Below are 962 nucleotides of genomic sequence, written 5' to 3' on the forward strand. Positions count from 1 at the left end.
CCTAAGGTTATGGCGTCACACAACACCAATGGCGTTGGCTGAACCAGTACTGGTAATGGATTTACGATTAACTCTAAGCGCGTCACCTTATAACAGCCTTCTGTTGTATTCGGGTCTTCTACACGTACCCACACTTCATCCATGTCCGCTAATGTATTGGTATAGGCGGTTGGATTTGCGATTGGGTTATTGGCATCATTGGCATTGAGCGCTGTTTGGTAATACGTTATATCGTAATCTGCAGGGTCTGCACCATTTAACAGCTCTTCTGCCTTGCTCGTTAAATCAAATTGTGCAAAACCATCGGCAGAGGCATCATCGCACTCTTCTAATGGTGTCGGCTCTATGATCTGAGGCGTTGGCTCTACTATTAGTTCCAATTCTACTATCGTGGCACAGTCTGTCGCTATGGTGGCACTCTCTACTCTGGCGTACAGTAAAATAGGAGGATCACTATCACCGTTATCCGCTACAATATTGTTGTAGCCAACTGTTGTATCTATCGCGTCCACATTATTATCTGCATTGGCAAAGGTTTCGTGGTAGGTTACCGTCAGGCCTGCGGCACCTCCCGTAATCTCGTTATCGGCTTCGGTTAGATCAAACACCCCAAAACCATCATTATCGGGATCACAATAATACAACGGTGTCGGTGTATTGGCTACTGGTGCCTGTTGTACATCCAATACCAATGTCGTGGTATCGTAACAACCTGTTGCATTATCCTCTACGCGAACGAAAATAGTCTGTGGATTGCTAACGTTGGTGTAAGGTATTGCTAAAGGGTTCATCTCAGACTCGGCATCGGCCAAATCAAAATAGTAACTTACGGTATAGGATGGATTATCGCCGCTGATCTCTGCGTTCTTAACGTTTAAATCTATCGCTGTTAACCCATCTGGTGTCCCGTCGTCGCAAACTTCCAATGGCGTTGGGACTACCAATGATGGTAAGGGAAGTAC

Annotated in this window: 1 protein-coding gene; it reads right to left on the minus strand. The window is 45.7% G+C overall.

The features are described from left to right. A partial coding sequence (locus ACXAFS_RS15275; protein WP_475308044.1) for a hypothetical protein occupies positions 1-512 on the minus strand: 512 nt, incomplete at its 3' end. Between the last annotated feature and the right edge of the window lie 450 nt (positions 513-962).

The sequence above is a fragment of the Winogradskyella sp. ABM4_392 genome, from assembly GCF_056160445.1.